The sequence below is a fragment of the Bacillus sp. BS3(2021) genome, from assembly GCF_021043345.1.
Taxonomy (GTDB): Bacteria; Bacillota; Bacilli; order Bacillales; family Bacillaceae; genus Bacillus; species Bacillus paralicheniformis.
On record NZ_JAJNDM010000004.1, the window covers coordinates 237,425 to 251,003 of the forward strand.

Sequence of the window (13,579 nt, forward strand, 5' to 3'; positions counted from 1 at the left end):
AACGACGATTATGCTGAATACAATAAAAAGGCTAAATTGAAAAGAGAGAGAACACCTCTTGAGGGGGATAATGTTATGTCCGAATACTTAGTCATCGTGGAATCGCCTGCAAAGGCAAAAACGATTGAGCGATACTTAGGAAAAAAATATAAAGTGAAAGCTTCGATGGGACACGTCAGAGACTTGCCGAAAAGCCAGATGGGCGTTGACATCGAGCAGAACTTTGAACCAAAATACATCACGATCCGCGGGAAAGGCCCCGTGTTAAAAGAATTAAAAACGGCCGCCAAAAAGGCAAAAAAAGTCTATCTCGCAGCCGACCCCGACAGGGAAGGGGAAGCGATCGCGTGGCATTTGGCACACAGCCTTGATCTGGATCTGAATTCCGACTGCCGCGTCGTATTTAATGAGATTACAAAAGATGCGATCAAAGATTCATTTAAGCATCCGCGCATGATCAATATGGATCTTGTCGACGCCCAGCAGGCGAGAAGAATTCTGGACCGCCTTGTAGGGTACAAAATCAGCCCGATTTTATGGAAAAAAGTAAAAAAAGGCTTGAGTGCGGGACGTGTCCAATCTGTTGCACTCCGCCTTATCATTGACAGAGAAAAAGAAATCAACGATTTTAAACCTGAAGAATATTGGACCATTGAAGGGTCTTTTCTCAAAGGCAAAGAAACATTTGAAGCGAGTTTCTTCGGAATAAACGGCGAAAAGCACCAGCTGAAAAGCGAAGAAGATGTAAAACAAATCCTCTCCCAGATCAAAGGGAACAAATTTGAGGTTAAAAAGGTTACGAAAAAAGAACGGAAGCGGAACCCTGCGCTCCCGTTTACAACATCGACGCTTCAGCAGGAAGCGGCGCGTAAATTAAATTTCCGGGCAAAGAAAACGATGATGATCGCCCAGCAGCTTTATGAAGGAATCGATCTCGGCAAAGAAGGAACTGTCGGGTTAATCACTTATATGAGAACGGATTCAACCCGCATCTCGAATACAGCTCAAGAAGAAGCGGCATCATTCATCGGCGAACAGTACGGAAAAGAATTTTTGGGGAGCAAGCGAAAACCTGCCAAAAAGAATGAAAACGCCCAGGATGCCCACGAAGCGATCAGGCCGACCTCGGTGCTCAGAAAGCCTTCCGATCTGAAGGCGGTATTGGGAAGAGACCAGCTTCGACTATACAAGCTGATCTGGGAGCGCTTTGTCGCAAGCCAGATGGCTCCGGCGACACTCGATACGATGAGCGTCGATCTTGAAAACAACGGGTTGACATTTCGGGCGAACGGCAGTAAAGTCAAGTTTTCAGGTTTCATGAAGGTGTACGTTGAAGGAAAAGACGATCAGATGGAAGAGAAGAATAAGATGCTTCCGGATCTCGCTGAAGGCGACACCGTTCTTTCAAAAGATATCGAACCCGAACAGCACTTCACACAGCCGCCTCCGCGCTATACGGAAGCAAGGCTGGTCAAAACGCTTGAAGAGCTGGGAATCGGCCGTCCGTCGACTTACGCGCCGACGCTTGACACAATTCAAAAGCGCGGGTATGTCGCCCTTGATAACAAACGCTTTATCCCGACTGAACTCGGTCAAATCGTGCTTGACTTGATCATGGAGTTTTTCCCTGAGATCATTAATGTTGAGTTCACCGCCAAAATGGAAAAAGAGCTTGATGACGTTGAAGACGGAAACATTCAATGGGTGCAGATCATCGATTCCTTTTACAAGGACTTTGAAAAACGCGTTGAAAAGGCGGAAGCCGAGATGCAGGAAGTGGAAATCGAACCGGAGTATGCGGGTGTGGACTGTGAAGAGTGCGGCCACCCGATGGTCTATAAAATGGGCCGCTACGGCAAATTTATGGCCTGCTCCAATTTTCCGGACTGCCGCAACACCAAGCCGATTGTAAAAGAGATCGGGGTCAAATGCCCTTCATGCAAAACCGGCAACATCGTCGAGCGCAAATCGAAAAAACGCCGTATTTTTTACGGCTGTGACCGCTATCCTGAATGCGAATTCGTATCATGGGATAAACCGCTTGAACGGAAATGTCCGAAATGTGAGGACATGCTTGTCGAGAAAAAGCTCAAAAAAGGCGTTCAAGTGCAGTGCGTGAATTGCAATTATAAGGAAGAACAACAAAAGTAGCGGTGAGCAGGGCTTTGCTCACCTTCTTTGTTGTGTTAAAAGATGAAGTCAACTCATAAATTAGGAGATGTGAATATGAATCAAACAGTAAATGTCATCGGTGCAGGACTTGCCGGAAGCGAAGCTGCATGGCAGCTTGCCAAGCGAGGTATCAATGTCCGTTTATACGAAATGAGGCCTGTTAAACAAACGCCGGCACACCATACAGATAAATTCGCAGAACTTGTCTGCAGCAACTCGCTTCGGGCGAATTCATTAACGAACGCTGTCGGTGTATTAAAGGAAGAAATGCGGGTTCTTGACTCGGCCATCATCGCTGCTGCTGACGAATGTTCTGTTCCTGCCGGCGGTGCGCTTGCCGTAGACAGGCATGAATTTGCCGCAAACGTTACCGAAAAAGTAAAGAATCATCCGAATGTGACTGTGCTCAATGAAGAAGTCACGGAAATACCGGAAGGACCGACTATTATTGCAACAGGACCGCTGACGTCAGAATCGCTTTCCGCGAAGCTCCGGGAGCTGACAGGAGAGGACTATCTGTACTTTTATGACGCCGCTGCGCCGATAGTTGAGAAAGACAGCCTTGACATGGATAAAGTCTATTTGAAATCCCGCTATGACAAAGGGGAGGCAGCGTATTTGAACTGTCCGATGACTGAAGAAGAATTTGACAGATTTTATGACGCCCTTGTGTCTGCGGAAACTGTTCCATTGAAAGAATTTGAAAAGGAAATCTTCTTTGAAGGCTGCATGCCGATTGAAGTCATGGCGAAGCGCGGCAAAAAAACGATGCTGTTCGGCCCGATGAAGCCTGTCGGCCTTGAAGATCCCAAAACAGGAAAGCGTCCATACGCCGTTGTGCAGCTGCGCCAAGATGATGCAGCCGGCACGCTTTACAATATCGTCGGTTTTCAGACCCACCTCAAATGGGGCGACCAAAAGGAAGTGCTCCGCCTCATTCCGGGACTGGAACAAGCTGAAATCGTCCGCTACGGCGTAATGCACAGAAATACGTTCATCAACTCGCCGAGTCTTTTAAAAGCGACCTACCAGTTTAAAAAACGGGACGATCTGTTTTTCGCCGGCCAAATGACAGGTGTTGAAGGGTATGTTGAATCAGCGGCTTCAGGTCTTGTTGCCGGAATAAATGCGGCTCGGCTCATTCAGGGAAAAGAACCGGTCACTTTTTCAAATGAAACAGCGATCGGCAGCATGGCCCATTACATCACGGAAACAAACAAGAAAAACTTCCAGCCGATGAATGCGAACTTCGGTCTGTTCAAGGAATTGGGGGTTAAAATTAAAAACAAGCAGGAACGAAATGAACAGTATGCTTCGCGGGCATTGGAGACAATTCAAAATATTTCGAAAACGCTATAGTTATTCATTGCCAGATGAACTTGTTATGTGATAACATTTAAAAGCCCTTTTCGAAGAGGTGTAATGATGGCAAATGTTAAGAATTTTTTAACTTTATTCATTGAATATTTACAAATAGAAAAGAATTATTCAAAATATACAATTGTGGGTTACATTTCTTCTATTGAAGACTTTGAACGCTTTTTACAAGTTCAGGGCATAAAAGGTTTTGAAGACGTGACTTATCCGGATGTGAGAATTTTCTTGACGGAAGCGCATGAAAAAGGGCTTACTCGCAGGACGATCAGCAAGAAAATTTCGGCTCTGCGAAGCTTCTATAAATTTTTATTAAGGGAAAAGATGGTAAAAGAAAACCCGTTTCTGCTTGTCAGTCTTCCGAAACAGGATAAACGGATTCCAAAATTTTTATATGAAAAAGAACTTGAAGAACTGTTTGAGGTTTCGGACTTGAGTACACCGCTCGGCCAAAGGAATCAGGCGCTCTTGGAACTTCTTTACGCAACAGGCATGCGGGTAAGCGAACTTTGCAGCCTGAAGGAATCCGATTTGGATCTGTTTTTAGATACGGTTTTGGTTCACGGGAAAGGCAGGAAGCAAAGGTATATTCCATTTGGTTCATTCGCCCGGGAGGCTTTGGATCTGTATTTGCAAAATGGAAGACGCATCCTGCTGTTAAAAGCGAAAGAGCCCTGCCCTTTTATTTTTTTGAATCAAAGGGGCGGGCCCTTAACCCCGAGGGGGGTTCGTTACATTTTGGGAGAACTGGTCAAAAAGACTTCGGGTACATTACATATACATCCGCATATGCTCCGCCATACTTTTGCCACCCATTTGTTAAATGAGGGTGCGGATCTCAGGAGCGTTCAGGAACTGCTTGGGCATTCAAACCTTTCTTCAACCCAGGTGTATACGCATGTATCTAAAGATATGCTCAGAAAGACATATATGTCTCATCACCCTCGGGCACATAAAGGGAAATAAAGGAGGTTCTTTTATGTCATCTTTTCACGCAACGACGATATTCGCCGTCCAGCACAACGGAAAAAGCGCGATGGCGGGAGACGGCCAGGTTACGTTCGGTCAGGCTGTCGTCATGAAGCATACCGCTAGAAAGGTAAGAAAGCTCTTCAACGGGAAAGTCATTGCCGGCTTTGCCGGTTCTGTTGCGGACGCTTTCACTCTCTTTGAAATGTTTGAAGCGAAGCTTGAAGAGTACAACGGCAATTTACAGCGTGCGGCAGTCGAGCTTGCAAAAGAGTGGCGAAGCGATAAAGTCCTCAGAAAGCTTGAGGCGATGCTGATCGTCATGAACGCTGACAGCATGCTGCTCGTTTCCGGAACAGGCGAGGTGATTGAACCTGACGACGGCATTTTGGCGATCGGCTCAGGCGGAAACTATGCCCTGGCAGCCGGAAGGGCGTTGAAACGTCATGCAGGCGGCCAGCTTGACGCAAGAGCGATTGCGAGGGCCTCACTTGAAACCGCGGGCGAAATCTGTGTGTATACGAACGATCAGATCATTGTAGAAGAACTTGAATAGAAAGGATATGAGGCATATGGAAAAAAAGCCGCTGACTCCTAGGCAGATCGTCGAAAGGCTTGATCAATACATCGTCGGCCAGCTCGATGCGAAAAAAGCGGTCGCCGTGGCATTGAGGAACCGCTACAGAAGAAGTCTTCTTGATGAAAAACTGCGCGAAGAAATCGTTCCGAAAAACATATTGATGATGGGTCCGACAGGTGTGGGAAAAACCGAGATTGCAAGACGAATCGCGAAGCTCGTCGGCGCTCCGTTCGTCAAAATCGAAGCGACGAAGTTCACGGAAGTCGGTTATGTGGGCAGAGATGTTGAATCGATGGTCAGGGATCTTGTGGAAACGTCAATCCGCCTCGTCAAAGAGGAAAAAATGAACGAAGTGAAAGGCATCGCCGAAGAAAACGCAAATAAACGCCTCGTCCGCCTGCTTGTACCGGGAAGGAAAAAACAGTCAGGTGCGAAAAATCCTTTTGAAATGCTGTTTGGCGGAAATCAGGATCAAGAGACGAATGAAGCGGAAAAGCATGAAGACACGGATATCGAAAACAATCGGAAGCGGATTGCACATCAGCTTGCTCTCGGCGAGCTTGAAGACCATTATGTCACCGTGGAGGTGGAGGAGCAGCAGCCATCCATGTTTGATATGCTCCAAGGCTCGGGTATGGAACAGATGGGCATGAACATGCAGGATGCGCTCAGCAGCCTGATGCCGAAAAAGAAAAAGCGCCGCAAGCTGACGGTCAGGGAAGCACGAAAAGTGCTGACGAATGAAGAAGCGGCAAAGCTCATCGATATGGACGAAGCTGCCCAGGAGGCCGTCCTGAGAGCCGAACAGTCGGGAATCATCTTTATCGATGAGATCGATAAAATCGCCAAAAAGAGCGGTACTTCTTCATCGGCCGACGTCTCAAGAGAGGGCGTGCAGCGCGATATTCTTCCGATTGTAGAAGGCTCTACCGTCATGACAAAGTACGGTGCGGTCAAAACGGATCACGTGCTGTTCATCGCTGCAGGTGCATTCCATATGGCGAAGCCTTCAGATCTAATTCCAGAGCTGCAGGGACGCTTTCCGATCCGCGTTGAGCTTCAAAAGCTGAGCATCGATGATTTTGTGAAAATCTTAACTGAGCCTGACAACGCTCTTCTAAAGCAGTATAAGGCTTTATTGAAGACGGAAGGTATATCTCTTGAATTTTCTGACGATGCTATTCGTAAGATTGCAGAAGTGGCTTATCATGTGAACCAGGACACAGACAATATCGGGGCGAGAAGGCTTCACACCATTTTGGAACGGCTTTTGGAAGAACTGTCATTCGAGGCTCCGGATGTGATGATGGAGGAAGTTGTCATCACGCCTCAATATGTTGAAGAAAAGCTCGGTTCGATCGCTAAGAATAAGGATTTAAGCCAGTTTATTTTATAAACAATTAAATAAGAGTAATTTAGGAGGATCAATTTATTATGGCTTTATTACAAAAAACAAGAAAGATTAATGCAATGCTGCAAAATGCGGCAGGGAAGCCGGTTAATTTTAAAGAAATGGCCGAAACGCTTCGCGATGTGATTGATTCGAACATTTTCGTTGTCAGCCGCAGAGGAAAGCTTCTCGGTTTCTCGATCAACCAGCAGATCGAAAATGACCGGATGAAAAAAATGCTTGAAGAGCGCCAGTTTCCTGAAGACTATACAAAAAGTCTGTTCAACATTCCGGAAACTTCATCCAACCTTGACATTAACAGCGAATATACGGCTTTCCCTGTGGAAAACCGCGATTTGTTCCAAGCGGGTCTGACCACAGTCGTTCCGATCATCGGAGGGGGCGAAAGACTCGGCACCTTGATTCTGTCCCGCCTTCAGGAGAAATTCGAGGATGACGATCTGATCCTTGCTGAATATGGCGCAACGGTCGTAGGAATGGAAATTCTCAGAGAGAAAGCTGAAGAGATCGAAGAGGAAGCACGCAGCAAAGCGGTCGTTCAAATGGCGATCAGTTCATTATCTTACAGTGAGCTTGAAGCAATTGAACATATTTTTGAAGAGCTTGACGGAAATGAAGGTCTGCTTGTCGCAAGTAAAATTGCAGATCGCGTTGGTATCACCCGCTCGGTCATTGTCAATGCGCTGCGCAAACTTGAAAGCGCCGGTGTCATTGAATCAAGGTCATTAGGGATGAAAGGCACATACATTAAAGTCCTGAACAACAAATTTTTAATGGAATTAGAAAAACTAAAGTCTCATTAAAAGACGAAAGCCGCAGAACATGCCGTTCTGCGGCTTTTTTTATTTCACATTTTAAACTATATTATCGTAATTTTTTCATATCAAAAACAACTAAAATGCGTTGCTGAATCAATGCGTTGCTTGAATAAAAAATATACTAACATAATGTTTTGAAACTTTAACAAACGTAACATTACATAGTTCTTATAATCTAGGTCGAAATACCTATTCATAAAATAGATATTTATTACGATTTTTTTTTGCGTCCAGATCATAGACTTTAAGCCTATTATTCCTTACAATAGGCTTATGGTTTTTACAATTCTCGACAAGATTTTGAGACAGATGGAAAAAGATTGGAGGTATTTGGCGATGGATATATTTTCAGGAACAATACATAGACTAGAGGGAGCCTTGAATCAAGCGAACATTAAGCAAAAAGTCATAACGAACAATCTGGCCAATGTAGACACACCGAACTACAAGGCGAAAAAAGTATCCTTCAAAAATGTGCTGAATGAGGAGTCCTCCCGAATTAACGCTATAAAAACAGACTATAGACACATTGACTTCAAAGGAAATGAGTCAAATTATTCAGTTGTGTCGAGAAAGAATACAAGTTATCAGGAAAACGGGAACAACGTGGACGTTGATCAGGAAATGAGTGAAATGGCGAAAAATCAAATCCAGTATCAAGCGCTGGTTGAAAGAATAAGCGGCAAATTCAACTCACTGCGGACCGCGATTACAGGAGGTAAATAATGGGGGTATTCAATAGCATCAACATCTCAGCTTCGGCGTTGACTGCACAGAGAGTCAGAATGGATACCGTTTCTTCCAACCTGGCAAACATGGACACAACAAGAGCGAAGCTGGTCGACGGACAGTGGCAGCCGTATAGGAGAAAGCTTGTATCGACGGCTCCGAAAGGCGAATCTTTTTCATCCGTGCTCCAATCATCGATGAATGCATCGGCGAGAGTCGGTGAAGGGGTAAAGGTGACCAAGATCACCGAAGACAAAACACCGTTTAAACTCGTTTATGATCCGACGCATCCCGACGCAAACGAAGACGGATACGTGCAGATGCCGAATGTCGATCCGCTAAAAGAGATGGTTGATTTAATGGGCAGCACAAGGTCATATGAAGCGAATGTCACAGCGATGAACGCGACAAAAGGAATGCTGATGAAAGCACTAGAAATCGGAAAGTAGGGTGATGACACGAATGGTTAATGGAATCTCTCCATTTGGAATTCAACCCGTGCAGGCGGGAACGAATGCAACAAATCAGATCACGAACAAGCAGGACGGTTCAGAGAACCAAGTCAGCTTTTCCAACGTGCTGAAAGATTCTATCAATGCTTTGAATCAATCTCAAAATGAATCTGATAAACTGACAAACGCGCTTGCTCTCGGTCAGGATGTCAACCTTGATGAAGTAATGGTTGCAGCCCAGAAGGCAAATATTACATTGACGGCTGCGACGGAATTCCGCAACAAAGCGGTTGAAGCTTATCAGGAAATCATGAGAATGCAAATGTAAGAAAGGAGTCTGAAAGCGAAGAGAATTAGTGTAACTACCGGGGGAGTAAGATGAATCGTACTTTATTGCAAATCAAAACGAAAATAACAGATTTTTGGAAAAACAGATCAAAGCTGCAGAAGTTTTTGATGATCGGCATCGTCGCTCTGGCAGTGATCCTGTCAATCATCATTGGAATTGTTGCTTCGTCGAATAAAATGGTGCCGCTCTATAAAGACTTGTCAGCTGAAGAAACCGGCCAAATCAAAAAAGTGCTCGATGAAAAAGGTGTTCCATCTGAGGTTGCAGCTGACGGTTCAGTCATTAAAGTTCCGGAAGAAAAAGTCGACGGGCTGAAAGTCGATCTTGCGGCAGAGGGTCTTCCGAAAAGCGGAAGCATCGATTATTCGTTCTTTGGTCAAAATGCCGGTTTCGGTATGACGGACAACGAATTTGACGTATTGAAAGTGAAAGCAACGCAAACCGAGCTTTCCAACCTCATCAAAGGAATAGACGGGATTAAAGATTCAAAGGTCATGATTAACCTGCCGAAGGAATCCGTCTTTGTCGGAGAGGAAAAGCCGGAAGCATCCGCTTCGATTGTTCTTCAGGTGAAGCCCGGCCACACGCTTGATCAAAATGAAATCAACGGCCTTTATCATCTCGTATCGAAAAGCGTGCCGAACCTTGATCCGGAAAACATCGTGATCATGGATCAAAACTCCACGTATTACGATCAAACCGGCAAAGATTCAGGTTCATACGCTGACAGCTACTCTTCACAAAGGCAAGTCAAAGCTCAGATCGAAAAGGACCTGCAGAGACAAATTCAAACCATGCTCGGCACGATGATGGGACAGGATAAAGTAGTTGTATCCGTCACATCCGACATCGACTTCACAAAAGAAAACAGGACGGAAGATCTGGTTGAACCTGTCGACAAAGAAAATATGGAAGGGATCACGGTCAGCGCAGAGCGCGTCAGTGAAACGTATTCCGGACAGGGAGCGCAAGCTGGAGGCGTCAACGGAACAGGTGAAAACGATGTAACAAACTATGCGGAGACAGAAGGCGGAACAGGCAACGGAGACTACGAAAAAAGCGAAGAACGAATCAACAATGAAGTCAACAAAATCCATAAAGAAATCGCCGAAAGTCCGTACAAAATCAGAGATCTGGGCGTCCAGGTCATGGTTGAACCGCCTGATGCGAAGAACCCGCAGTCACTGCCTGCTGAAAGAGAAGATGATATTAAAAAAATCCTCTCAACCATTGTGAAAACATCGATCGACAAGAAGTATGAAGAAGAGCCGCTGACAGATGAGGATATTGAAAATAAAATCGTTGTTTCTGTCCAATCGTTCGACGGCAAGCAGACAATCGATGAAGGAACGGAAACAGGCGGCATACCGATGTGGATTTACATCGCAGGCGGAGCAGCGCTTGTTGCTGTAATCGGCCTCATCATCTGGCTTGTCAGAAGACGTAAAAATAGAGATGACGAATACGAGGAAGAATGGTATGAAACGCCTCAGGAACCGATTCGTGTTGCTGATGTGAACAATGAAAAAGAGACGGAAGAAACTGTCAGACGAAAACAGCTTGAAAAAATGGCGAAAGATAAGCCTGAAGAATTCGCCAAATTGTTGCGCAGCTGGCTGACCGAGGATTAGGAGGAGTATTGAAATGGCAAAAATGAAACAAGACAGGCTTACAGGCAAACAAAAAGCGGCCATTCTCATGATATCCTTAGGGCTTGATGTGTCAGCTTCCGTTTACAAGCATTTAACAGATGAAGAAATCGAAAGGCTGACGCTTGAAATATCAAATGTCAGAGCTGTATCACCAGAGAAAAAAGATGAAATTATTCAGGAATTTCATGAAACGGCTATTGCTCAAGAATATATATCACAAGGCGGCATTCACTACGCCAAGCAGGTGCTTGACAAAGCGCTCGGCGAAGACAAAGCCGCCAGCATTATCAACAGGTTGACATCGTCTCTTCAAGTCAGACCGTTCGATTTTGCCAGAAAAGCGGATCCCGAGCAGATTCTGAACTTTATCCAGCATGAACATCCGCAGACGATCGCATTGATTCTGTCTTATCTCGATCCCGTGCAATCCGGTCAGATATTATCAGAACTAAATCAGGATGTGCAGGCAGAGGTTGCAAGACGGATCGCTGTCATGGACAGGACGTCGCCGGAAATCATCAATGAAGTCGAACAGATTCTGGAGCAAAAGCTATCCTCCACATTCACTCAGGACTACACGCAGACCGGCGGCATTGAAGCCGTTGTCGAAGTGTTGAACGGAGTTGACAGAGGTACCGAGAAAACGATCCTTGACTCCCTTGAAATCCAGGATCCTGAGCTTGCCGACGAGATTAAAAAGCGGATGTTCGTCTTTGAAGATATCGTTACGCTTGATAACCGCGCCATTCAAAGGGTTATCCGCGATGTGGAAAACGACGATCTGCTTCTCTCCCTCAAAGTGGCCAGCGAAGAGGTCAAAGACATCGTCTTCAGCAATATGTCGCAGCGTATGGCTGAAACATTTAAAGAAGAAATGGAGTTCATGGGTCCTGTGCGTCTGCGTGACGTAGAAGAAGCTCAATCCAGAATCGTAAGCGTCATCCGAAGACTTGAAGAAGCAGGTGAGATCGTAATCGCCAGAGGCGGAGGAGATGATATCATTGTCTAACATTATTAAACAGCGATTATCATCAATACCGCCAAAAGAAAGGCGGACGATTTCATTAAAGGAAGTCAAACTTCCTGAAACAGAAACTGAACTTGATACCGGACAGGATCCGGAATTCCTCCTCGATCATGCCAGACAGGAAGCAGGGAAAATATACGAAAAAGCGAACGCTGAACTCGAACAGGTCAGACGGCAAATCGAAGAGGAAAGGATAAGCTGGGAAACAGAACGCGAAGCGCTGATAGACCAGGCGAAACAAGAAGGCTTTCAAGCGGGGTTTGAACAGGGAAAGGCCGAGGCCCAAAGCACTTATCAATCCTATTTGGATGAAGCCAACGCCATCGTCGGAGCGGCGAGGCGTGACTATGAAGAAAAAATCGAACAATCTTCCGAAGAAATTGTCGAACTTGCCGTGTCGCTGGCTAAAAAAGTTTGGAATCAAAAGGCTGACGACAAAGAAGCTTTTTCAGCCCTCGTCAAACAGGTGCTGTCCGAAATGAAAGAGTTCGATGATATTGCCGTCTATGTGGATCCGGAGTATTACACAGAGGTTCAAAGCCACAAAAACGAACTTGAGCAGCTCCTCCAATATGGCGCCCATCTCGCGATATACGCCGATGAAAAAGCGTCAAAGGGAACGTGCTATGTTGAAACGGCCTTCGGAAGAATCGATGCAGGAATCGACACTCAATTACAGCAGCTGAAACAAAAACTGCTCAGCCTGCTTGAAACGGCAGGTGTTGTCCAGTGATGCTTGAGCAGCTGCTTGAATGTATAGAAACCGCAGACTCCTACAAACGTTACGGAAAAGTCAAACAAGCGGTCGGCCTGATGATTGAATCCAAAGGACCTGAATGCTCAATCGGCGATGTCTGCAAAATCTATACAAAAGGTGACGGGCCAAAGGCCATCAAAGCTGAGGTCGTCGGCTTCAAAGACCAAAATATTCTTCTCATGCCATATTTGGAAGCGGCCAATATTGCACCCGGCAGCATTGTCGAAGCGACGGGAGAATCGCTCAGAGTCAAAGTCGGCTCCGGCTTGATCGGGCAAGTTGTCGATGCATTCGGCAATCCGCTCGACGGCAGCACGCTTCCGAAAGGTTTGGCTCAAGTTTCGACAGACCAGGCGCCACCTAATCCGATGAAAAGGCCGCCAATCAGAGAAAAAATGGCGGTCGGCGTCAGATCAATCGACAGTCTGCTGACCGTCGGAAAAGGACAACGAGTTGGGATATTCGCCGGAAGCGGCGTCGGAAAAAGCACGCTCATGGGCATGATAGCAAGAGAGACGGCCGCAGACTTGAATGTCATCGCTCTTGTCGGAGAGCGGGGCCGCGAAGTCAGAGAGTTCATTGAGAAAGATCTCGGCGAAGAAGGGCTGAAGCGCACGATCGTTGTAGTGGCTACTTCCGACCAGCCGGCATTGATGCGGCTGAAAGCGGCCTATACAGCAACAGCGATTGCCGAGTACTTCCGCGACAAAGGACAAAACGTGATGTTCATGATGGACTCGGTGACAAGGGTTGCCATGGCTCAGAGGGAAATCGGCCTGGCGACGGGCGAACCGCCGACGACGAAAGGTTATACACCCTCAGTGTTCGCTATTTTACCTAAGCTCTTAGAACGAACAGGAACGACGGAAAACGGGTCAATAACTGCTTTCTATACGGTTCTTGTCGACGGTGATGATATGAATGAACCGATCGCCGATACTGTCAGGGGAATCTTGGACGGTCATATCGTTCTTGACCGGAGCCTTGCGAATAAAGGCCAGTTTCCGGCAGTCAACATTTTAAAAAGCATCAGCAGGGTGATGTCAAACATCGCCGGGAAAGATCATATAAGAGCAGCGAACCGGTTCAGGGAAATGCTGTCAACCTATCAAAACTCAGAGGACCTGATCAACATAGGAGCCTATAAAAAAGGGTCTTCCAGAGAAATTGATGAGGCCATACAATTCCACCCTAAGCTGATCAGCTTCCTCAAGCAGGAAGTGGATGAAGCGGCGTCGCTGGAAGAGAGCATTTCTTTATTAAAGAGTCTTACAGGAAGAGAGGATTAA

13 protein-coding genes are annotated in these 13,579 nt (G+C 46.1%); all 13 read left to right on the forward strand.

Annotation, left to right across the window (positions count from 1 at the left end; translation table 11 throughout):
• Positions 1-75 precede the first annotated feature (75 nt).
• The 13 genes from topA (at position 76) to fliI (ending at position 13,579) form a co-directional block, all read left to right on the forward strand.
• Positions 76-2,151: a type I DNA topoisomerase gene (gene topA / locus LQ247_RS11245; protein ID WP_231006062.1), complete on the forward strand. Its 2,076-nt coding sequence runs from the start codon at positions 76-78 to the stop codon at positions 2,149-2,151.
• A 75-nt stretch (positions 2,152-2,226) separates the two neighbouring features.
• Positions 2,227-3,531 (forward strand): FADH(2)-oxidizing methylenetetrahydrofolate--tRNA-(uracil(54)-C(5))-methyltransferase TrmFO, encoded by a 1,305-nt coding sequence (trmFO, locus tag LQ247_RS11250; protein WP_020451382.1) that lies wholly within the window; start codon positions 2,227-2,229, stop codon positions 3,529-3,531.
• Between the two features lie 66 nt (positions 3,532-3,597).
• On the forward strand, positions 3,598-4,512 hold the full coding sequence (gene xerC / locus LQ247_RS11255; protein ID WP_020451383.1) for a tyrosine recombinase XerC: 915 nt from the start codon (positions 3,598-3,600) through the stop codon (positions 4,510-4,512).
• 13 nt (positions 4,513-4,525) lie between these two features.
• The gene (gene hslV / locus LQ247_RS11260) at positions 4,526-5,071 is read left to right on the forward strand and encodes an ATP-dependent protease subunit HslV (RefSeq protein WP_020451384.1); all 546 of its coding nucleotides are present in this window, start codon (positions 4,526-4,528) and stop codon (positions 5,069-5,071) included.
• Between the two features lie 16 nt (positions 5,072-5,087).
• Complete coding sequence (gene hslU / locus LQ247_RS11265; protein WP_231006063.1) at positions 5,088-6,491, forward strand: HslU--HslV peptidase ATPase subunit; 1,404 nt, start codon at positions 5,088-5,090, stop codon at positions 6,489-6,491.
• Between the two features lie 38 nt (positions 6,492-6,529).
• Positions 6,530-7,309: a GTP-sensing pleiotropic transcriptional regulator CodY gene (codY, locus tag LQ247_RS11270; protein ID WP_003181756.1), complete on the forward strand. Its 780-nt coding sequence runs from the start codon at positions 6,530-6,532 to the stop codon at positions 7,307-7,309.
• Between the two features lie 351 nt (positions 7,310-7,660).
• Entirely contained in the window at positions 7,661-8,050 is a 390-nt protein-coding gene (gene flgB / locus LQ247_RS11275; protein ID WP_020451387.1) for a flagellar basal body rod protein FlgB, read from the forward strand.
• Complete coding sequence (flgC, locus tag LQ247_RS11280) at positions 8,050-8,502, forward strand: flagellar basal body rod protein FlgC (protein WP_025811385.1); 453 nt, start codon at positions 8,050-8,052, stop codon at positions 8,500-8,502. The genes flgB and flgC overlap by 1 nt, the downstream gene beginning before the upstream one ends.
• A 13-nt stretch (positions 8,503-8,515) precedes the next feature.
• Entirely contained in the window at positions 8,516-8,833 is a 318-nt protein-coding gene (gene fliE / locus LQ247_RS11285) for a flagellar hook-basal body complex protein FliE (RefSeq protein WP_020451389.1), read from the forward strand.
• Positions 8,834-8,883: 50 nt separating this feature from the next.
• The gene (gene fliF / locus LQ247_RS11290; protein WP_020451390.1) at positions 8,884-10,485 is read left to right on the forward strand and encodes a flagellar basal-body MS-ring/collar protein FliF; all 1,602 of its coding nucleotides are present in this window, start codon (positions 8,884-8,886) and stop codon (positions 10,483-10,485) included.
• A 13-nt stretch (positions 10,486-10,498) separates the two neighbouring features.
• Positions 10,499-11,515, forward strand: a complete 1,017-nt coding sequence (gene fliG / locus LQ247_RS11295) for a flagellar motor switch protein FliG (RefSeq protein ID WP_020451391.1) — start codon at positions 10,499-10,501, stop codon at positions 11,513-11,515.
• The gene (fliH, locus tag LQ247_RS11300; RefSeq protein WP_080131371.1) at positions 11,499-12,266 is read left to right on the forward strand and encodes a flagellar assembly protein FliH; all 768 of its coding nucleotides are present in this window, start codon (positions 11,499-11,501) and stop codon (positions 12,264-12,266) included. The genes fliG and fliH overlap by 17 nt, the downstream gene beginning before the upstream one ends.
• Positions 12,266-13,579 (forward strand): flagellar protein export ATPase FliI, encoded by a 1,314-nt coding sequence (fliI, locus tag LQ247_RS11305; RefSeq protein ID WP_269146012.1) that lies wholly within the window; start codon positions 12,266-12,268, stop codon positions 13,577-13,579. Before fliH ends, fliI begins: the two co-directional genes overlap by 1 nt.

What these genes read in the sequence shown, in the direction of transcription:
- codY (WP_003181756.1), top strand. Translation starts at nt 6,530, where the DNA reads ATGGCTTTATTACAAAAAACAAGAAAGATTAATGCAATGCTGCAAAAT.
- fliG (WP_020451391.1), top strand. Translation starts at nt 10,499, where the DNA reads ATGGCAAAAATGAAACAAGACAGGCTTACAGGCAAACAAAAAGCGGCC.
- flgB (WP_020451387.1), top strand. Translation starts at nt 7,661, where the DNA reads ATGGATATATTTTCAGGAACAATACATAGACTAGAGGGAGCCTTGAAT.
- hslU (WP_231006063.1), top strand. Translation starts at nt 5,088, where the DNA reads ATGGAAAAAAAGCCGCTGACTCCTAGGCAGATCGTCGAAAGGCTTGAT.
- fliI (WP_269146012.1), top strand. Translation starts at nt 12,266, where the DNA reads ATGCTTGAGCAGCTGCTTGAATGTATAGAAACCGCAGACTCCTACAAA.
- hslV (WP_020451384.1), top strand. Translation starts at nt 4,526, where the DNA reads ATGTCATCTTTTCACGCAACGACGATATTCGCCGTCCAGCACAACGGA.
- xerC (WP_020451383.1), top strand. Translation starts at nt 3,598, where the DNA reads ATGGCAAATGTTAAGAATTTTTTAACTTTATTCATTGAATATTTACAA.
- fliE (WP_020451389.1), top strand. Translation starts at nt 8,516, where the DNA reads ATGGTTAATGGAATCTCTCCATTTGGAATTCAACCCGTGCAGGCGGGA.
- trmFO (WP_020451382.1), top strand. Translation starts at nt 2,227, where the DNA reads ATGAATCAAACAGTAAATGTCATCGGTGCAGGACTTGCCGGAAGCGAA.
- topA (WP_231006062.1), top strand. Translation starts at nt 76, where the DNA reads ATGTCCGAATACTTAGTCATCGTGGAATCGCCTGCAAAGGCAAAAACG.
- flgC (WP_025811385.1), top strand. Translation starts at nt 8,050, where the DNA reads ATGGGGGTATTCAATAGCATCAACATCTCAGCTTCGGCGTTGACTGCA.
- fliH (WP_080131371.1), top strand. Translation starts at nt 11,499, where the DNA reads ATGATATCATTGTCTAACATTATTAAACAGCGATTATCATCAATACCG.
- fliF (WP_020451390.1), top strand. Translation starts at nt 8,884, where the DNA reads ATGAATCGTACTTTATTGCAAATCAAAACGAAAATAACAGATTTTTGG.